Annotated in this window: 20 protein-coding genes; 11 read left to right on the top strand and 9 right to left on the bottom strand. The window is 47.3% G+C overall.

All coding sequences use genetic code 11. From position 1 onward, the window contains the following. Window positions 1–81 precede the first annotated feature (81 nt). Entirely contained in the window at window positions 82–933 is an 852-nt protein-coding gene (gene rpoH, locus LJ740_RS14765) for an RNA polymerase sigma factor RpoH (protein ID WP_229529879.1), read from the top strand. Window positions 934–1,160: 227 nt separating this feature from the next. On the opposite strand, the gene LJ740_RS14760 is transcribed toward rpoH, so the two are convergent. The 3 genes from LJ740_RS14760 to LJ740_RS14750 form a co-directional block, all read right to left on the bottom strand. Continuing rightward, on the bottom strand, window positions 1,161–1,670 hold the full coding sequence (locus LJ740_RS14760) for a hypothetical protein (RefSeq protein ID WP_229529878.1): 510 nt from the start codon (window positions 1,668–1,670) through the stop codon (window positions 1,161–1,163). Window positions 1,671–1,793: 123 nt separating this feature from the next. Then, the gene (locus tag LJ740_RS14755; RefSeq protein ID WP_229529877.1) at window positions 1,794–3,770 is read right to left on the bottom strand and encodes a class I adenylate cyclase; all 1,977 of its coding nucleotides are present in this window, start codon (window positions 3,768–3,770) and stop codon (window positions 1,794–1,796) included. 184 nt (window positions 3,771–3,954) lie between these two features. Then, the gene (locus tag LJ740_RS14750; protein WP_229529876.1) at window positions 3,955–4,854 is read right to left on the bottom strand and encodes a bifunctional GNAT family N-acetyltransferase/hotdog fold thioesterase; all 900 of its coding nucleotides are present in this window, start codon (window positions 4,852–4,854) and stop codon (window positions 3,955–3,957) included. Window positions 4,855–5,065: 211 nt separating this feature from the next. Between LJ740_RS14750 and LJ740_RS14745 the strand changes: the two genes are divergently transcribed. Next, the gene (locus LJ740_RS14745; protein WP_229529875.1) at window positions 5,066–5,671 is read left to right on the top strand and encodes a spermidine synthase; all 606 of its coding nucleotides are present in this window, start codon (window positions 5,066–5,068) and stop codon (window positions 5,669–5,671) included. Here the strand turns inward: LJ740_RS14745 and dtd are convergent. Then, window positions 5,668–6,105, bottom strand: a complete 438-nt coding sequence (gene dtd, locus LJ740_RS14740; RefSeq protein WP_229529874.1) for a D-aminoacyl-tRNA deacylase — start codon at window positions 6,103–6,105, stop codon at window positions 5,668–5,670. The two genes, LJ740_RS14745 and dtd, sit on opposite strands and share 4 nt — an antisense overlap. Before the next feature lie 147 nt (window positions 6,106–6,252). On the opposite strand from dtd, the gene LJ740_RS14735 reads away from it, so the two are divergent. Both LJ740_RS14735 and LJ740_RS14730 read left to right on the top strand, forming a co-directional pair. Next, window positions 6,253–6,483: a hypothetical protein gene (locus LJ740_RS14735; RefSeq protein WP_229529873.1), complete on the top strand. Its 231-nt coding sequence runs from the start codon at window positions 6,253–6,255 to the stop codon at window positions 6,481–6,483. Next, window positions 6,483–7,121, top strand: coding sequence for a DUF2959 domain-containing protein (locus LJ740_RS14730; protein WP_229529872.1), 639 nt, complete (start codon window positions 6,483–6,485; stop codon window positions 7,119–7,121). Before LJ740_RS14735 ends, LJ740_RS14730 begins: the two co-directional genes overlap by 1 nt. Window positions 7,122–7,143: 22 nt before the next feature. Here LJ740_RS14730 and LJ740_RS14725 read toward each other — a convergent pair whose 3' ends face one another. Next, window positions 7,144–8,055, bottom strand: coding sequence for a virulence factor BrkB family protein (locus tag LJ740_RS14725; protein WP_377307069.1), 912 nt, complete (start codon window positions 8,053–8,055; stop codon window positions 7,144–7,146). A 41-nt stretch (window positions 8,056–8,096) separates the two neighbouring features. Beyond that, window positions 8,097–8,978 carry a methylenetetrahydrofolate reductase gene (metF, locus tag LJ740_RS14720; RefSeq protein WP_229529871.1) on the bottom strand — a complete coding sequence of 294 codons (882 nt, stop codon included), beginning with the start codon at window positions 8,976–8,978 and terminating at the stop codon, window positions 8,097–8,099. Window positions 8,979–9,129: 151 nt separating this feature from the next. Between metF and metJ the strand changes: the two genes are divergently transcribed. After that, entirely contained in the window at window positions 9,130–9,447 is a 318-nt protein-coding gene (gene metJ / locus LJ740_RS14715) for a met regulon transcriptional regulator MetJ (RefSeq protein ID WP_229529870.1), read from the top strand. Between the two features lie 52 nt (window positions 9,448–9,499). Here the strand turns inward: metJ and pepQ are convergent, their stop codons facing one another. Continuing rightward, window positions 9,500–10,819 carry a Xaa-Pro dipeptidase gene (pepQ, locus tag LJ740_RS14710; RefSeq protein WP_229529869.1) on the bottom strand — a complete coding sequence of 440 codons (1,320 nt, stop codon included), beginning with the start codon at window positions 10,817–10,819 and terminating at the stop codon, window positions 9,500–9,502. 131 nt (window positions 10,820–10,950) lie between these two features. After that, window positions 10,951–12,882, bottom strand: a complete 1,932-nt coding sequence (locus tag LJ740_RS14705) for a transglycosylase SLT domain-containing protein (protein WP_229529868.1) — start codon at window positions 12,880–12,882, stop codon at window positions 10,951–10,953. Window positions 12,883–13,126: 244 nt separating this feature from the next. Between LJ740_RS14705 and fadB the strand changes: the two genes are divergently transcribed. From fadB to LJ740_RS14680, 6 genes are all read left to right on the top strand, one after another. Then, window positions 13,127–15,277: a fatty acid oxidation complex subunit alpha FadB gene (gene fadB / locus LJ740_RS14700; protein ID WP_229529867.1), complete on the top strand. Its 2,151-nt coding sequence runs from the start codon at window positions 13,127–13,129 to the stop codon at window positions 15,275–15,277. A 12-nt stretch (window positions 15,278–15,289) separates the two neighbouring features. Further along, complete coding sequence (fadA, locus tag LJ740_RS14695) at window positions 15,290–16,453, top strand: acetyl-CoA C-acyltransferase FadA (RefSeq protein ID WP_229529866.1); 1,164 nt, start codon at window positions 15,290–15,292, stop codon at window positions 16,451–16,453. Between the two features lie 159 nt (window positions 16,454–16,612). Next, entirely contained in the window at window positions 16,613–16,777 is a 165-nt protein-coding gene (locus LJ740_RS14690; RefSeq protein WP_229529865.1) for a hypothetical protein, read from the top strand. 26 nt (window positions 16,778–16,803) lie between these two features. Continuing rightward, the gene (locus LJ740_RS14685; protein WP_229529864.1) at window positions 16,804–16,956 is read left to right on the top strand and encodes a hypothetical protein; all 153 of its coding nucleotides are present in this window, start codon (window positions 16,804–16,806) and stop codon (window positions 16,954–16,956) included. A gap of 62 nt (window positions 16,957–17,018) precedes the next feature. After that, window positions 17,019–17,153: a hypothetical protein gene (locus LJ740_RS23160; RefSeq protein WP_267498301.1), complete on the top strand. Its 135-nt coding sequence runs from the start codon at window positions 17,019–17,021 to the stop codon at window positions 17,151–17,153. Between the two features lie 6 nt (window positions 17,154–17,159). Beyond that, window positions 17,160–17,561, top strand: a complete 402-nt coding sequence (locus LJ740_RS14680; protein ID WP_229530172.1) for a fosfomycin resistance glutathione transferase — start codon at window positions 17,160–17,162, stop codon at window positions 17,559–17,561. Window positions 17,562–17,583: 22 nt separating this feature from the next. On the opposite strand, the gene LJ740_RS14675 is transcribed toward LJ740_RS14680, so the two are convergent. Next, window positions 17,584–18,000, bottom strand: coding sequence for a VOC family protein (locus LJ740_RS14675; protein WP_229529863.1), 417 nt, complete (start codon window positions 17,998–18,000; stop codon window positions 17,584–17,586). Between the last annotated feature and the right edge of the window lie 14 nt (window positions 18,001–18,014).

The raw sequence follows: 18,014 nt of genomic DNA, 5'->3' as shown, positions 1-18,014 counted from the left end.
ATTTTCGTTTTAAGGCACCGACTCTGGTGATCTTCAGCCCACTGTGCTAGCATGCCAGCGGCAAAAAATAAAGAGGTAATTATGAGCACAAAAATACAGTCCATGGCCTTAAGCATTCCACAAAGCGGAAGCCTGGATTCGTACATTCAGTATGTGAGTGGCATCAACATGCTATCCGCTGAAGAGGAACGTGCATTGGCGACCCGTCTGAGAGAAGACGAAGACCTGGAATCAGCCAGAAAGCTGATCATGTCGCACCTGCGTTTCGTGGTGCATATCGCCAAATCATACTCAGGCTATGGCCTGCCCCAGGCAGACTTAATTCAGGAAGGCAATATCGGCCTGATGAAGGCGGTAAAACGATTCGACCCCACCATGGGCGTGCGCCTCGTTTCATTTGCCGTACACTGGATCAAGGCAGAAATTCACGAATACGTACTGCGCAACTGGCGCATCGTAAAAGTTGCCACCACTAAAGCGCAACGCAAATTGTTTTTCAATCTGCGCAAAGCCAAAAAACGCCTTGGCTGGTTCACCCATGAAGAGGTGCAAACCGTTGCTAAGGAATTAGGTGTCAGCACCAAAGAAGTATTGCAAATGGAAGCGCGGATGAGCAGTCAGGACCAGGCGTTTGACCTGTCGGCTGACGACGACGAATCCGGCAGTTTTGCACCAGTTCAATATCTGGAAGACAAAAGCGAAGACGTAGAAACGTCAGTGATCAATGCCGACTGGGATCTAAACGCTTCTGCCCGCTTGTACTCCGCCATTAAAACGCTGGACGAGCGCAGCCAACACATACTGCAAACCCGCTGGTTATCTGATGAAAAGACCACATTGCAGGACCTGGCAGACAAATACAATGTCTCTGCTGAGCGCGTACGTCAGATTGAAAAGAACGCCATGAAAAAGCTGCAAAACGCCATGAGCTAAACGCTAACTGGCATAGAAAAAAACGAAAGCCGCATGTTTGCGGCTTTTTTATTGCGTGTAACTTACCCAAGGTTCACACCAGCCAGCCTGTTTTTTGACCGGATTTAATGTATTTTGTGTATGACAGAAAACGGAAACTGACTTGATACGAACCGGCAATGAAATTGCCCCATTTTAGTCAGTGAACTTTTAATATTTCTTAACGGGACAGCCATCACCATTGCACATCAGTACTTATTATGTAGCTTTTCAATGACCTTCATGTACTGTTTCAAAAGCCACTCTAACCCTTCCCATATTTTAATCCAGTCTTCTTCTGAAATTGATAAGTCAAACTCATTTTTTGGATGGGCTATAGCATCTCTTTTTTTCAGGGCAAATTTAGCATCTTCCCAGGAGTTGTTTCCAAAATCCGGTACACCTTCCAATTCAAACATTTTATGCATTGCAGTCAGAGTGCATTTAGCTCTATCACTCAGTGAACTACCCGATTCATTGCGAATAACTTTGATCTGATTCTTGGTTAAATCACTTACCATATCTAAACCAATTGCAAGTATCTCACGAAAACAATGCCCATAACCTTCAATGAGAGAGCAAGCTGCACGAATAAAATTTCGCTTAGCTGAGTCGTGAGTCATATCTCTTTTGACCAGTTCCTTCAAATCATCAGTTAGGATACTAGACACACGGAAATAGTTATCAAATGCTGTTTCCATTCTTACTTGGTAGTCCAACACGCCCTCCTTTACAGCTAATCACTTACTATTTTTTATCAGGATATCCATCACAACTGTACATCAATACATTTTCCAAACCCTACCCTGCGGCGGGAGAACCGCGACGATGCTGGCGCTAAATCATTTTTCTTTAATCAGTTCCAGGGCCGAAGTAAAGTCCATATCTGAACGTTCTTTAAAATCAGCAGACAGGCGATCCCGGTAGGAGCCATCCGGCGACAGTAGATATTTGTTGGGGGCGGGTGTGACATCCATTAAATCAAAACGCAAAGCCTCCAGTGCTTCAAACCCATCGCTGCAATACAGCTCTCCCCAACTGGTGAAATAAATCACTTTCAGCTCTTCGGTTTCGGGTTTGTGGCGACGACTTTCAAAATTGATCACCGTCAGACAGTTAATAATGCGATAAGGTACCAGTAAGGCATTGCGCTTTATTTCCGAGATGCGTACCGGCGGGAATAGCGTCTGAAATACTTTGGTGAGTTCCAGTAGATCTCGTTCCAACACGGGTTCGGCATGATAAGACAACATAATCCTGGTCTCGCTGTCCATGATGCCATTAAAAACGCCCCACAAGATAAGTTCTACCGGATTCCAGGCACTTTTCATCAACACCTTACCCAGCGCCGAGTCATTCCAGTCTATCTGATTGCCGCGATACAGGCTCCAGCGCCGGCGATTATTACTTTGCGGTTCGGCTTTAACAGTGACAATTTTGCAGTAGGTACCATCTTCGAAGGCACTGCGCAGATAATCGATTTTATGCTCTTTTTTAGAGTAGAAGGAGTCAATTTTACGGCCGATAACAGTAACATCTTCTTTGCTTACCAATTGCTTTTGGTGAGAAATTTTCACCGAGATACGGCGATAGCAACCAATCAGAAATGCGTGAATGCGCTTGCCAATTTGTGAAAGATCTTTGAAATCCCAGTATTTGATGCGATCAATTTTTTTGATTTTCTCCCGTGACCAACCCCATTGCTCCACGTAGGCCATGATGATTTTGCGTTTAAAATGAAAGGCGTTTTCATCTGCTGGCAAACTTAAGCCACAGTCACTTTTGATATACAAGCACAACTGCAACAGTTCAACGGTATCCTGCTCGCCAAGCTCCTGATAGTAACGAATAACCTGTTCAAACATCAGGCCATAGGGATCGATGTGTTCCTGCTCGCCCGGAGCACGGGTGCCATTGTGTACAGCACTGCGCAACTGGCTACACAAGGGTTGCTGACTATCAATATTAGCCAGAAACACTTCCAGTTTGGCCATTTTCAGCACCGATTTAAACGGCGAGTCCATGGCTTTACTGATTTGCCAGATGGCAGCGCCAAACAATTCTGCGGTATCCATCTTTTCTATATTGCCCAGGTCCATAAACCACTTAGGCTCGGGCGAAACACCGTCCTTTAAGGAACTCAATAACTGCTGATATTGTTTGTCGGTTGCCCCCTCGTGCAATAACCACCAAAAAGGCGCTTTCCCTGCTACCACGATATTGGTGGTGTAAAATTCGGCCTTCAGGAATATCGCCTGAGCACTGCCCGAACTCTCACCATCTGCCACACCAAAATCGTTGTTGCGCACTTTTTCAATATCCGACAAAAAGAAGTGTACTTCCATGCCAAAGTGTTTTTCGGCCCATTGTTCAATCTTGTGCAACTTACTCTGCAACAGGCGAAAATGGGCATTTTTATAGCGTGTGCCATCGACGCACACCCAGTAGTCAAAATCCGATTGTGACGACTGAGCAATGGTGCCGATACTGCCCATTAAGACCAACGATTCAATCATCCGGCGCTTGGGCCAGATAGGTTTTAAATCCTCTATCAGGGCTTTTTGGTCGGGGAATATACGGTGTAGCGCATCTTTCAGCTCTTCCCTTAGCGAGTAATTGACAAGGCCCAGCGGGGTTTGGGGATCTTCAATATAACCCGGAAAGGCCGGGTGATTAATATGCAATAAAAACGGAATGATATGAAATGCATCGCGTTTTTCTGACGGCATGAGTTCCAAAGCCCGTTCCGTTCGGGCTTTGTTATACCTGAGTACCCGCAATAACCGGATCGTCAGGTTTTGTTGAAGATTGGTGCTCATATCCGTCGTTCAGCAAACGCCTGTAAAGTGGGCAAGATTTTGATTTTAAAAAGCAAATCAACTTTTGCTACAAAAATCAACTAAATATGACCAATATTAGGCCAACTTTGGCCCGTATGCGAACTCAGCCTTGTATTGTCGGAGGATGAAACGGCCTGAATATCCGGATTGTGAGGCCGTTTTGTCAGTCTTTGAGCGGCAACACCCAATAAACACCGTGAAATTCCGCCACCGCTTTATCACCATCCTGAATATTGACCTGCAATTCCAGCCGGCACTTTTTCTTGCGTTCAACGTAATTAAACTTGCCGCTCAGGGTTTCAATATTACAAATGGCTCTGGGTTCAGCGGTTACCGGCTTGTGATAATGAATATTGGCATCCCCCAGCACAATATCACCAGTAAGGCCGCGTTCTTTTAACTGTAAAAAGATCATGCCCCAACCGGTGAGTGTCGCCAGTGAATAAATACTGCCGGCGAACATGGTGCCATGCAGATTGATGTTTTTGTTCAGCGACGCTCTGGCTTCCAGAGTTTTGCCGCTGTATTGATGCAGCACGATGCCCATTTGCTCAGAGATGGGAATGGTTTCATACCAGGTTTTCTGCAGCTCACTACACCATTTGGGATGCAACCTGACGATAGACTGCATGTCCAGTTTTTTTACCATGTGTTGGCGTTTTTGTTTGCCTAAGGCTTCCGGTGAGTCTTCAATTTTATACCCTGCTGCCGCAAAAAAGGCCACCGAGGTATCCAGGCTGTTGGTGACCGCCCTGGTCGCGCCCTGGCGTTTGGCTTCTTCTTCCAGGGCACTTAATATCAGACTACCCAAGCCTTTTTTGCGATGCTCGGCAGAGACTGCGATATGCCTGATTTGAGCTTCTTCCTGAACATTCAGATGAACCCGCCCAACGGCGACTATATCCCCTTTAGGCGACAACAACATGCGATGTTCCGCTACGCTCTCGTATTCGTCTTTTTCAGACCCCGGAGGAAAGTTAAAAGGCTCCCGTAACACTTGCCAGCGAAAAGAAAAATAAGCATCCAATTGCTCTGGCGTTTCTGGCGTACTAATTCGATACATTCACTTTGGCCTTATTTCGTGGTTACATAGACAAACCAGCACAGCACCACCCCGTTTTTTGGGAGCCTGAACTCTGTTTCATCTGAACGATTTACAAAACAACCCACGTATTTTGCATTTTGAGCGTCCCGGGTCAACTGCTCTGACAATATCAGAAAATACAGAATACCGTTGGCTTTCTATTAATGATGCTGTGCAAACGGTGATGTCTTTGCACTCGCCACACCAACCGGTATTGCCTCACCTTAGTGCATTGTTGCTGTGCTTTTATTACCGCCAGCGCCCTCAAAAAGTCACCGAATTAGGATTGGGCGGCGGCAGTTTACAGCGCTTTTTCCGTTACCACTTTCCTTTGTGTGAAATACGCTCAATCGAATATTCAGCCCGGGTAATCCGGCTGTTTGAGCAGTGGTTTTGGCCGGCCGGTTCACCTTGTCAGATTGTACAACAGGACGCACAGCAAGCCATTAAAGATGTAGCAGCGCAGGATCTGTTGTTTATTGATTTATTTGCTGAACAGGGCAGCCCGGATTTTGTGTTTAGTCAGGCCTTTTATCAGGATTGTTGCAATGCGCTGAATCCCGATGGTTTGATGGTGATTAACCTGCTCAGCGCCAGCTGGTTGCAATCGGAGCAATTACTGGAAATTCTCAGTGAGTTGCAACTGCAGTTTCGCATCCTTGCGGTACCAGGTTACCAAAACAAAGTCATTTTTGCCGCCCGTCAGGCGCTTCCTGTCTTGGACTTTGATTCGCAACTGCAACAGGTCGCCCGGCAATATCAGTTAGACCTGAACGCCGTGGTGTTTATGCGTTAAATGTGCAACCAAAAGGTTGTCGGACCTTCGTTTACCAGAGCAACCTGCATGTCTGCCGCGTATTGTCCGGTTTCACAGGGCACGCCGTTGTTGCGCACCGATTCATAAAAGTGCTGATACAGCTGTTTACCCAGTTCCGGATCGCCGGCGCTTGAAAAACTGGGACGATTGCCCTTTTTAGTATCCGCCAGCAAGGTAAACTGCGACACCACCAGCACCGATCCTTCCGTTTGTTGTACATTGAGATTCATTTTGCCCTGCTCATCAGGGAATATACGGTAATTACACACGCGCTGTGCCAGTCGCTCCGCTTTTTCCCTGGTATCACCATTCTCTACCCCTAACAACACCAGTAAACCCTGGTCTATTTCGCCCACACACTGGCCCTCAACAGTCACTGAGGCCGAGCTGACGCGTTGTAATAATGCTATCAATGTTGCTCCTTTTTCATTCAGTTATTACCGATATTTACCACACCCGATTCGAAATCGCTTACAAATATCAACTGGTAAGTTTAAAAACTTTGTTTTATTTTAAGCACATACCGAACACCGTTAACAGCTAAACAGAAGGAAACGCGTATGTCAGGTCAAGGTTCAGGCGGCAATGTAATCGCTGCATTATGTAATATTTTCATTCCCGGATTGGGACAGTTAATTCAGGGCCGTATCATGATGGCGTTGCTGTTCTTTCTGGTATGTACTGTCAGCTATGGTTTGGCGGCAACTGTGATCTTTATTTTTATGTGGCCGGTAGGCGCAATCTTCCATTTATGGGCCATTATTGACGCCGCAAAGTTTAAGGCCAGCTGATGAAACACCTACTAGCGGCTTGTCTGGTGCTACTGCTCAGTGCCTGTCAGTCCACCTATTATTCCATCTGGGAATCGATGGGTGTTGAGAAACGCGACATTCTGGTGGACAGAGTAGAGTCAGTTAATGAGGCTCAGGAGGAAGCACAGCAGCAATTCTCCTCGGCACTGGAAGAACTGTCCGCCTTAATCAACTTCGACGGCGGTGAGTTGCAGGACGCCTACGAGCAAATTAAGGATCAATACGATGCCAGTAACGACAGTGCAGAACGCCTCATCAGTCGTATTGACAAAGTAGAGTCGGTAGCAGAGGCCTTGTTTGATGAATGGCAAGATGAATTGCAACAATACAGCAATGAAAGTCTACGACGCGATAGTGAGCGCAAACTAAAAGAAACTCAACGACGCTACAACAGTTTGCTCAAAGCCATGCATCGTTCTGCGGACAAAATGCAGCCGGTGCTTACCGCACTCAATGACAATGTGCTGTACCTGAAACACAACCTGAATGCCTCTGCGATTGGAGCATTGCAGGGAGAATTTGACAAAATCAGACAGGATATTCAGGTGCTGATAAACGAAATGAACAGCGCCATTGCGCAATCTTCAGAGTTTATCAATAGTATTAAAGCCCCTTGATCCGATCAGCCTGATACCTGTATCAGGCCGATTCTTCCGGTTCGTTGGTATAGGAGCTTGTTGCAACCTGCTCGTCTTCTGGTTTGGGCCGAATATTCAGGATACGCCATTTTTCCACCTGTACCGTTAACACAGCGCCTAACAATACAATAACCCACGACAAATAAACCCAGACAAACAAAATAGGCACAGCCGCCAGCGCGCCATAAATAACTTTGTAAGACGGAAAGCTGGTAACATAAAGCGCAAAGACTTTTTTCCCTAACTCAAACAATACAGCAGCAAACACCGCCCCGGCTGCGGCATCTTTTGCCCGTACCATCTGATTGGGCACCACCATGTACAGAATAAAATACACACCGAAAGAGATAAGAAACGGCAGAACCCGCAGAACAAAGGTGGTTATGCCTGGCGTGTATTCTTCTGCAAAGGTGGTCAGAGAAATTAGATAGGAAGTCATGGCCAGACTACTGCCCACCAGTAACGGGCCCAATGTCAGTACCATCCAGTAAATCGCAAAGGTGAATATCTTGCGCCGCTCGATGTTGGTGCGCCAGATATGGTTAAGGGTCTTGTCTACATTGGAGATCAGCAGCAGCGCCACCACCACCAAAAAGCCGATACCGATAATGCCCATTTCCGATGCATTGTTGGCAAACTCAAACACGTAGCGCCTGATGGTATCTCCGGCGGCGGGCACAAAATTGTGAAAGATAAAGTCTTCGACTTTAACCCGAATGCTTTGAAACGCCGGAAACGCCTGCAAAATGGCAAAAAACATCATGATAAAAGGCACCAGCGACAACAACGTCACATAGGCCAGGTGACCGGCGGTCACTGCAACCCGATCTTCTTTGCACTGGGTTAAAAAAGACCGGGTAAACTGAATCGCTTTGGGGCGAAGTCGCCGAAACAGTCGTTTAAGTTTTTGCAAAATACACTCAAAAATCGGAAATTTTTGACAGTGTAGCCTGGTTAACCGCGCACGCCCAGCATATGACAGATGGCGTAACTCAATTCACTGCGGTTCAGGGTATAAAAGTGAAAATCTTTCACACCTTCTTTTGCCAGCACTTTTACCGTATCCATGGCAATGCTGGCGCCTAGCAGGTTGCGGGTAGTCTGATCATCATCGTCCAGACCTTCAAACATGTGATGCAGCCAGTTGGGCACATGTACATTGGTAAAACCGGCGAAGCGTAACAAGGTTTTATAGTTGGTAACTGGCAGGATACCCGGCACGATATCGATATCAATACCGGCGGCTGCGGCGCGATCTCTGAAACGCAAAAACACCTCGGCGTCGAAGAAAAACTGAGTGATAGCCTGAGTTGCACCGGCTTCAGCCTTGCGTTTCAGATTAAGCAAATCAAATTGCGAATTAGGGGCATCGGGATGGGTTTCCGGATAGGCTGCCACAGAAATGTCAAAGTCAGCCACTTCCTTGAGTAATTTCACCAAATCAACCGCGTAGGAGCGGTGCTCAGTTGAACCTTCGGGTAAATCGCCTCGCAGTGCTACAATCCGACGAATGCCCGACTCCCAGTAATCCTGCGCAATTTGCACCAGTTCTTCCCGTGAAGCGTCCACACAGGTTAAATGCGGGGCTGCATTGATACCCTTTTCGTTTTGAATGCGCTTAACCACTTCGTGAGTGCGATCCCGCTCACCACTGTTAGCACCATAGGTAACTGACATAAATTTGGGATTAAGCGGCGCTAAGCGCTCTACAGAATTCCAGAGAGTTTGTTGCATGGCTTCAGTTTTAGGTGGGAAAAACTCAAAAGACACCTGAATATTTTTGATTTCAGACAAAGTCTGATTAAGAGCATCTATGCCCTGCGCGTACGAAACCATGTTAACCTTAACCAATTTAGACGTTTAGATGGCTAAATGTAATTAAACACCGTCTGGACGTCAAGCAGTTTAGCCATCTAATATTGATTAGTTTCCCAGAGTCATTAGAATTAAAGCTTCTGACTCATAATCATTAACAGGGTTTCCCACCATGGCAGAATGGAATGGTAACTATATAGATCCGTACGCAGAACACGGAAAAAAGAGTGAACAAGTTAAAAAAATAACGGTTTCTATACCGCTCAAGGTATTGCAAGTACTCACTGACGAGCGTACCCGACGCCAGGTTAACAACCTGAAACACGCCACTAATTCGGAATTATTGTGTGAAGCCTTTTTGCATGCGTTTACCGGGCAGCCTTTGCCCAACGACAATGATTTAACCAAAGAAAACGCCCATAAGATTCCGGAAGAAGCCAGACGCATCATGGCAGAAAAAGGCATTGAAATTGAAGAGGATGAAGATTAAGCCGGTAAATTGAAGGAGCCGCGTAGCGACTCCTTGCGCTAACTCATAACGTTTAGTTCAATCCCCCTTCACGGGTCATGTTTTCATTTCTGTCAGCGTGGACAATCACATTATCTTCAATGCGAATTCCGCCGTAAGGTTTGAATTCTGCCACTTTATCCCAGTTGATATATTTAGACTCCGGGGTGCTCCGTAAATCCGCCAGCAGACTATCAATAAAGTACAGGCCGGGCTCAACCGTAAACACCTGATCGGCTTCAACTGTGCGTGTGCAACGCAAAAACGGATGTGACTCAGGTGAAGGTTTAGCCGTGCCGCGATCATCCGCCATGTGCCCACCTACATCGTGCACCTGCAATCCCAAAAAGTGACCTATCCCATGCGGGAAAAAGGTGGAAACGATGCCTTGCTCCAGGGTATCGGCGCCACTCAGGTTAACGATGCCAAAATCTGACAACAACTGCGCTACCTTTTCGTGGGCTTTAAATTGCAGATCCGCATATTCAATACCGGGTTTGAGCATATCAATCAGATCCAGATTTACCTGATCCATGTGCCGGATCAGATCAGCAAACTCCCCATCCTGCTGAACATAGGTACGGGTGATATCTGCCGCATAGCCGTGATATTGCGCACCAGCATCAATTAAAAAAGTACGGCTCTGTTGCGGTGCGTCGATATCCCGCACGCTGTTGTGCAGGATGGCGGCATTTTCATTCAGGGCAATAATACTGGGATAGGGCAATTGCTCATCGGTATGGCGAGTCGCTGCCAGGTAGGCGAGATGAATATCCAGCTCGCTTTTGCCCGCTCTGAACGCCTGTTCTGCGGCCCGGTGGCCCTGGATAGCGATCTTGTTCGCCTCACGCATACAGTACTTTTCATAATCGGTTTTGTAAGCGCGATGATAGTGCAGATAATGTAAGACCCGATCCGGATTAACATTGCTAAATCCCAGTGCACTGGCCACTTCCAGATATTCGCCGAGATAGGCGTGTTTTGCTTTGTCGTAGGGCAGGTACTTTTCCACCGCATTGGGTTTCGCCAGCAAATGGATATCGAATTCGTCAGTCCAGAAGTCGTTCGGCTCTTTAGGCACTTTGTGCCAGAAGTCCACCGGCAAATAAAACACCAGCTTCGGCTTTGATTCGCCATCCAGAATTAACCAACAGTTGGGGTTATCAACCACCGGCAGCCAGGCTTTAAACAGGGGAGAAACGGCGAACGGATAATAATTGTCGTCCAGAAACTTGATTTTGCCCTGTCCGGAATGAATCACAATGCCATCAAGCCCTTCGCGCTGCAAAGCCTCGCGGGTACGTGCCTGCATCACGGCGATGTGTTGTTGAAATTGGGCTTTGAGTTCTGACATAAAAGGCGGCTCCTTCTTATAGGGTAGCTTCTGCTACGAAACGAATGAGGAATAATAAATGATGGTATCTCGCCATCTCCGGAGTGTAAATGTTACAGCCCAAAGTCATTGCCATTAAATATGGTTAACTGTCAGGTTCCGGCTCCACCTATTGTCATCTGGGCATAATCTTTAAAGTAATTATATTCATTGCCCAATAGCAGGTGATAAATCTGTTTATAAGCCAGCACTGCCTTTACGTAATTGCGGGTTTCCCGGTATGGGATGTTCTCAATCCAGATGTCTGCTGCCATAGACTGACCTTCCGGCACCCAGGTTTTCACCCGGTGCCAGCCGGCATTATAAGACGCTGTCGCCAGTACAATATTTTTATCCATGCGCTGCATCAGGTAATTCATATATTGAGTGCCCATATCCAGATTGAACTGCGCATCGTAAAGTTGTCGGGCGCGAATTTTGCGCTTTTCCATATATTGTACGGTACTGGGAAGCACCTGCATCAACCCGTAAGCACCAGCTCCCGAACGAGCATCCGGTTTAAATGAACTCTCTCTTCTGGCAATGGCAAAGGCCCAGGCCGGGCTGATGTCATTGCGCTCTGCGCTGGCCATCAGATCCGATTTATAGGCCAACGGAAAACGTTTTTCTACGTCATCGAGATAACCGGAGTTGGAAAAGGCGTGAATCGCCTGATCGTGCCAGTCCCACTGACTGGCGAGCGCAGCTGCCAGTTGCTGAAGCTCAGTAGGCAACGTCGGGATCAACATATTCCATTCACGACGAGCTGAGGTTTTGCGCTCCAGTTGAATAAACTCAACTATGCGCTGCATAGCAGGTTTAGCCATCAGTTGCCTGAACTGAGTTTCCTGTTGTTGGTAGGGGCGGTTTTGTAAATTCACTTCCATGCCCAACTTACCGCTGGCCATAAAACCATAATAATGACGATTCTGCGCCAGCTGGGTGAACATTCTGTTTGCAGCGTCCTGATTGCCGAGTAACTCCAGGGAGCGCGCTTCCCAATACTGAAAAATCAGGTCCTGGGTCATGCCATCCGGGATAGCCCTCAGTACTTCCAGCGCATGGTGCCAGTTTTGCTCCCGCAAAACGTGAGTTAAATGCCAGAGGTACACGTCTTCTTCCTGCAAGCCACTGGCTTTTTCCAGCCAGCCTTCTGCCTGCGGGTGATTTTTTGAGGCCAAAGCGATAGCAAAACGCTCAGTAATCGCTTGCTTTTGCTCTGCACTGAAAGAGAACTTACGGGCATAATCCCGCCATGTCTCCAGTGCCAGTTCCGGGTCGCGCCAGATCAAACGGCGTAATCCATAGGTAATAATGCGCGTTTCAATAGCTGGGCGTACGCCGGTAAACTTCGACTGTCGCGATAACATGCTGGGCGAACGGCGCACCGACAACCACAAATCCGCCAGATATTTTTCTGACTCCGGCAACAAACGCTTTAAATAGGGAATCAGGGTACTGTTGCCGCCATCAGCGGCCAGCTCGATGCGCTGTAATACAATGTCTTTACTTCTTCTGCCGGCATCCCGCCATTGGTCAAACAAAGGATCACATTCGTTGGGTTGTGATTTTCCCACCAACCACAGCGACTGAATTTCTTCCAGATAGGTGTCCAGCCCCTGTCTGGCAATATCGAAAGCGATGCGTTGACACAGGAGCGCAGTATCACCCACCTCGGCGTAATACTTTAAATACAGATCGTCGCGGTTTTGACGAGCGAGGTGTTGCAACCATTTCTTGCGCAAAGGACGTTCCATTGGCGTGTCTACGTATTCTGCCAGGAACTCCGCGATGGCGTTTTCGTTGGAAATATAGGGGAAACGCAACAGCGTTTTGTAGGTAACGTAGGGCCACAGCGGATAATCTTTGAGGTTTTGTTTTAGTAGTTTGTACTCACTACTATTTGGCCGGTGTGCGATTTGTTCAGCACGTTCAAACCACTCCCGCAACTGCTCAGGCGCAACCGGCTGCGCTGCACCTTTGACAGAGACCAGTAAAAACATCGATACAGAAAGTAAAAAAACGCCCTGTTTTATTGCACGCATTGACTACCTTTTTTGTCGTATTCTCTCTATCTTTAGCCTACAGACTGCGAGCAAATTCGCGGCCTCAGGTAACGGCTTTTATACCGTTCGAAACAAAATGAAATTAAAAATTCAAACAATTGTTTGAATTTAGGTTGAAATTTAACATTTCTTCAACAACAATGTTGCCACCCTACATCAGACCGTGCCAGTGATTTTTTGTTTCAATCTGGTTAAAGGCTCTGAAAAAGCACAGGAGAAACCAATGTTATTTGAAGGCCAATGCCTACAAGCCAGCCTGAATGAAAATGGTATCGCAGATATTGTTTTCAATGCGCAAGGCTCCGTCAACAAATTTGACCAGCAAACTGTATCAGAATTAAATGAATTGTGTGCTGCCATAGAATCTAACGCTGATATCAAAGCCGCCGTGGTGCGTTCCGCCAAGTCCACCTTTATTGTCGGTGCCGATATTACCGAGTTCACCGGTTTATTTGCAGAGCCCGAAGAAACGCTGCTGCAATGGGTAGCCAATACCTCCAAAGTATTTGACCGTTTTGAAGATCTGCCCTTCCCTACTGTTGCCGCCATTAATGGCTTCGCGCTGGGCGGTGGCTGTGAAATGACGCTGGCCTGTGATCTGCGGGTTGCAGACAGCACTGCCGCCATCGGCTTGCCAGAAGTAAAACTAGGCCTGATGCCTGGCTTTGGTGGTACTGTGCGTTTGCCACGGGTTATCGGTGCCGATAACGCCATGGAGTGGATGACCACAGGTAAAGACCGCAATGCGGGAAAAGCCCTGAATGAAGGTGCGATTGATGCCGCGACCGCACCAGAGCTATTGGTGGCGGTTGCCAATCAGATGGCCGCCGATGCAGCCGCCGGAAAGATTGACTGGCAGGCGCGTCGCGCAGCGAAAAAATCGCCTCTGAAACTGAATCGCAATGAAATGATGATGAGTTTCGCCACTGCCAAAGGCATGGTATTTGCGCAGGCAGGTAAACATTACCCGGCACCGCACATGGTGGTAGAAACCCTGGAGAAAGCCGCTACTTTGGATCGCGAAGGCGCGTTGAAGCTGGAAAACGAAGGCTTTGTAAAACTAGCCAAATCTGAGGCCGCTACGGCCCAGGTAGGTATTTTCCTGGCAGACCAGGTAGTAAAAGGCAAAGGTAAAAAGCAGGCCAAACAAGCCACTAAAACCTTTGAACAGGCAGGTGTGCTGGGCGCTGGTATCATGGGCGGTGGTATTGCCTATCAGTCCGCCGTTAAAGGCACCAAGACCATCATGAAAGATATTGCAGAGCCAGCATTAAAACTGGGTCTGGACGAAGCCAGCAAGATTCTCGACAAGGGTATGCAGCGAGGCAAAGTCAGCAGCAAGAAAATGGCGGCCACTCTGAACAATATCGTGCCAACCCTGGATTACAAGGCGTTGGAAAACGTTGATATCGTTATCGAAGCTGTTGTGGAAAACCCCAAAGTTAAAGGGATCGTATTAAAAGAAACCGAACAAACTGTAGCAAAAGACGCCATCATTTGTTCTAACACCTCTACGATTTCAATCAATGCCCTGGCAGAGAACCTGGAAAACCCAGAACGTTTCTGCGGTATGCACTTTTTCAATCCGGTACACAGAATGCCGTTGGTGGAAATCATTCGCGGTGAAAAAACCTCAGATGAAACCATCGCCAATGTGGTAGCAATGACCCTGAAGATGGGTAAAACCCCAATCGTGGTCAACGACTGCCCTGGCTTCTTAGTGAATCGCGTGTTATTCCCTTATTTTGCAGGTTTCAGCAAGTTGTTGTTGGACGGTGCTGACTTCGTAGCAGTAGACAAGGTAATGGAAAAAATCTTCGGCTGGCCAATGGGCCCGGCTTACCTGCTTGACGTTGTGGGTATCGACACCGCTGATCACGCCGCAGATGTTATGGCCGACGGTTTCCCTGAGCGCATGAAGAAAGTGGATAACGACCCAGTGACCCTGCTGTATAAAGCGGAGCGCTATGGTCAGAAGAACCAGAAAGGCTTCTACAACCACGGTCTGGATAAGCGCGGTAAGCCGCAAAAAACACCAGCAGAAGAAGCTTATGAGTTGATGAGCGCGCATGTGGCTGACAAGAAAGACTTTGAAGCTGACGAAATCATTGGACGTCTGATGATCCCAATGGCCAATGAAGCCATTCGCTGCCTGGAAGAAGGCATTGTAGATTCCGCCGCTGAGGCCGACATGGCACTGCTATACGGTCTGGGCTTCCCGCCGTTCAGAGGCGGTATTTTCCGCTACATTGATACCATGGGTGTTGCCAACTTTGTGGCACTGGCAGACAAGTTTGCCCACCTGGGTGAAGTGTATCAGGTAACTGAAGGCACTCGCGAAATGGCCAAAAACAACCAGAAATACTGCGGATAAGGGGGAACTATCATGAAAGAAGTAGTAATAGTAGATTGCATTCGTACCCCTATGGGGCGCTCTAAAGGCGGTGTATTCAGAAACGTCCGTGCTGAAACCTTATCAGCTCATCTGATGAATTCACTGTTAGCCAGAAATCCGGCCTTAGATCCGGCTGATATCGAAGACATTATCTGGGGTTGCGTACAGCAAACCAAAGAACAGGGCTTTAACGTCGCCCGTAACGCACAATTATTAACTGACATTCCGCGTCATGTGGCAGCAGTCACGGTTAACCGTCTGTGCGGTTCTTCCATGCAGGCACTGCACGATGCAACACGCGGTATCATGACAGGTGCTGGCGATGTGTACCTGATTGGTGGTGTTGAACACATGGGCCACGTGCCTATGAACTTTAACGTAGACTTCCACCCTGGCCTGGCAAAATACACTGCCAAGGCTTCAGGTAGCATGGGCTTAACTGCCGAGCTGTTAGGCAAACAAAATGGTATTTCTCGTGAACAACAAGATGCCTTTGGTGCCCGCTCTCATCAGAAAGCCCACGCCGCAGCGTTAGAAGGCCGCTGGGACAACGAAATCGTTGCCACTGAAGGCCACGATGCCAATGGCGCTCTGGTAAGCGTCACCCACGATGAAGTTATTCGTCCGGAAACCACAGTGGAAACACTCGGAGGCCTGCGCCCGGTATTTGATCCAGCTAATGGTACGGTAACCGCCGGTACCTCTTCTGCGATCTCAGACGGTGCCTCAGCCATGTTGGTAATGTCTGCTGATAAAGCCAAAGCATTGGGCCTAACACCCAGAGTGAAAATCCGCTCTATGGGTGTGGCGGGTTGTGATGCGGCAATCATGGGTTACGGCCCGGTACCTGCCACTCAAAAAGCACTTAAACGCGCCGGTATGGATATCAAAGATATTGAACTGGCAGAGTTTAACGAAGCGTTCGCAGCACAAGCCCTGTCTTGTATCAAGGCACTGGGCCTGATGGATAACTACGACGAGATGGTTAACCTCAATGGTGGTGCTATTGCACTAGGTCACCCACTGGGTTGTTCCGGTGCGCGTATCAGCACTACCTTAATCAATCTGATGGAAGCCAATGACAAATCTGTCGGCCTGGCCACCATGTGTATTGGTTTAGGGCAAGGTATCGCCACTATCTTCGAACGCGTTTAAATAAACTATTCGCATTATCAAAGGGCAACTTAGGTTGCCCTTTTTTATGCCGGCTGAAAAACTGTACTTTAGTACAGGTGAATTATTTTCTCGGTAAGTTATAGTTAATCCGTCTCTTATTGTTGAGAGACGTTAAAACTTTAATGAATGGAGAATATTATGAAGGAACTTAATGAATTTGAATTAGAAGTAGTTAGCGCTGGAAATCTTGGCGCAGCTATCGGTATCGGATTAGGCTTTGTTGGTGCTTTTGATTCACTGACCTCTTTTGGGTCTGCACTGGGTGCGGGCATTTATGACGGCATCCACAATCGACGCAACTAAAACTTAATTTTAAGAAGGAATTTGAAATGAACGACTTAACAGAACAAGAACTAAATCTGGTGGGCGCTGGTTACAGTGTCGGAAACCTGGGTTATGACATTGGCTATGGCATCGGATATGTTGTAGGCGGCGGTGCCGGGCATGACTTCGGTATCTGGCTATACAATTGTTTAAACTAAAAGACTAAATGCAAAAAAAGGTTAAAAGCTGATGCTTTTAACCTTCATTTGGAGAACTTAAAATGAATTTTGAAATGAACAAGCACGGTAAAAAAGTCATTATTCTGGTTTTGGTATTGTTACTATTTGCTACCTTCAATGACCTCAGCGCTTTCACATCAGGCTTTATTGAGGGCTTTAATGAAGCGACAGGTTAGGTCTTGATAATTTCAGGTATCAATCACATCACCTTTTCAGTAAAGTGCCTGAATATTTCCCTGCAATTTTACAGCGATGTACTTGGGTTTAAACCTGAAGTCAGATGGGATAAGGGTGCATATCTTTCATCACCCGGAATTTGGTTGTGCTTATCTCTGGGACAAGCCAAACCCTCACGAGATTACTCACATCTGGCCTTCTCGGTTAACGAGGGACAATTTGATCACCTGAAACAGCAAATCGTAGCGGCAGGATATGGTATCTGGCAAGATAACAGTAGCGAAGGTGACTCCCTATATTTTTTAGACCCGGATGGCCACAAGTTAGAGATACACTGTGGTGATCTGCAACAACGCCTGGATTCTTTAAAACATAATCCCTACAAAGGCTTAACCTGGTACGAATAATCGCGCCAAATTCGTTAAATAATTAAGTGGCAAACAAATAGGCCTGGTCTTTAAACGATTTAAACTCCAGGCGATTGCCGGAGGGGTCTTTAATAAAAAAAGTGCCTTGTTCGCCTGGTTTTCCGGCAAAGCGGATGTAGGGTTCCAGAACAAATGGTACCTGCTTAGTCTTAAGGCGAGTCTGCAGTGCCTGCCAGTCGTCCCAATCCAGCACTAATCCAAAATGCGGGACGCCAATGTCCTTGCCGTCCACCAGATTAATGGTTTCGTTGAGTTGCATACTTCTGTCTAAGTGAGTCACCAACTGGTGGCCCCAAAAGTTCCAGTCTATCCAGTTGCTGGAAGAGCGTCCTTTTTCACAGCCCAGAATCTCCCCATAGAAGCTCTCAGCGGCCTCTAAATCGTGGACAGGAATGGCAAGATGAAACGGGTTCAGCATAGTTTTACCTTTAC

The sequence above is a fragment of the Planctobacterium marinum genome (assembly GCF_020687805.1).
Lineage (GTDB): Bacteria > Pseudomonadota > Gammaproteobacteria > Enterobacterales > Alteromonadaceae > Planctobacterium > Planctobacterium marinum.
Note: the sequence above shows the minus strand (reverse complement) of the source record. Positions and strands in the feature narration are given on the sequence as shown.

Bases quoted from the DNA above. Each gene is read 5' to 3' on its own strand.
- rpoH (WP_229529879.1), top strand. From the start codon at position 82: ATGAGCACAAAAATACAGTCCATGGCCTTAAGCATTCCACAAAGCGGA.
- LJ740_RS14755 (WP_229529877.1), bottom strand. From the start codon at position 3,770: ATGAGCACCAATCTTCAACAAAACCTGACGATCCGGTTATTGCGGGTA.
- LJ740_RS14750 (WP_229529876.1), bottom strand. From the start codon at position 4,854: ATGTATCGAATTAGTACGCCAGAAACGCCAGAGCAATTGGATGCTTAT.
- LJ740_RS14735 (WP_229529873.1), top strand. From the start codon at position 6,253: ATGTCAGGTCAAGGTTCAGGCGGCAATGTAATCGCTGCATTATGTAAT.
- LJ740_RS14730 (WP_229529872.1), top strand. From the start codon at position 6,483: ATGAAACACCTACTAGCGGCTTGTCTGGTGCTACTGCTCAGTGCCTGT.
- metF (WP_229529871.1), bottom strand. From the start codon at position 8,978: ATGGTTTCGTACGCGCAGGGCATAGATGCTCTTAATCAGACTTTGTCT.
- metJ (WP_229529870.1), top strand. From the start codon at position 9,130: ATGGCAGAATGGAATGGTAACTATATAGATCCGTACGCAGAACACGGA.
- pepQ (WP_229529869.1), bottom strand. From the start codon at position 10,819: ATGTCAGAACTCAAAGCCCAATTTCAACAACACATCGCCGTGATGCAG.
- LJ740_RS14705 (WP_229529868.1), bottom strand. From the start codon at position 12,882: ATGCGTGCAATAAAACAGGGCGTTTTTTTACTTTCTGTATCGATGTTT.
- fadB (WP_229529867.1), top strand. From the start codon at position 13,127: ATGTTATTTGAAGGCCAATGCCTACAAGCCAGCCTGAATGAAAATGGT.
- fadA (WP_229529866.1), top strand. From the start codon at position 15,290: ATGAAAGAAGTAGTAATAGTAGATTGCATTCGTACCCCTATGGGGCGC.
- LJ740_RS14690 (WP_229529865.1), top strand. From the start codon at position 16,613: ATGAAGGAACTTAATGAATTTGAATTAGAAGTAGTTAGCGCTGGAAAT.
- LJ740_RS14685 (WP_229529864.1), top strand. From the start codon at position 16,804: ATGAACGACTTAACAGAACAAGAACTAAATCTGGTGGGCGCTGGTTAC.
- LJ740_RS23160 (WP_267498301.1), top strand. From the start codon at position 17,019: ATGAATTTTGAAATGAACAAGCACGGTAAAAAAGTCATTATTCTGGTT.
- LJ740_RS14675 (WP_229529863.1), bottom strand. From the start codon at position 18,000: ATGCTGAACCCGTTTCATCTTGCCATTCCTGTCCACGATTTAGAGGCC.